Here is a 277-nt window from a genome sequence, read left to right as displayed (position 1 = left end):
CCGGCCGATCACGGCCGAGGAATTGCCGCGCTACGGCGAGCATGTATGGGCCTACATGGCCGTCCGCCCGGGCCTGACCGGTCACTGGCAGACCAGCGGGCGCAATGATGTCAGCTACGAGTACCGGGTTTCCCTCGACGTTCATTATCTCAACAACTGGTCGCTCGGCCGGGACTTCATCATCATTGCCAAGACCATTCCCGCTCTGTTTTCGCAGCGCGGCTCGTATTGAGCATTCATGGGAAGAGCCGCCGATCATGCCTGGAGTCGGAAGACA

The 277-nt window shown here is 60.6% G+C and carries 1 protein-coding gene; it reads left to right on the top strand.

The annotated features are described in order from the left end of the window. Positions 1–232 (top strand): sugar transferase (locus tag EOD29_RS31570; protein WP_206520542.1); only part of this gene is annotated, 232 nt, incomplete at its 5' end. Positions 233–277: the final 45 nt, after the last annotated feature.

It is taken from the genome of Mesorhizobium sp. M1A.T.Ca.IN.004.03.1.1, assembly GCF_003997555.1.
Taxonomy (GTDB): domain Bacteria; phylum Pseudomonadota; class Alphaproteobacteria; order Rhizobiales; family Rhizobiaceae; genus Mesorhizobium.
Note: the sequence above shows the minus strand (reverse complement) of the source record. Positions and strands in the feature narration are given on the sequence as shown.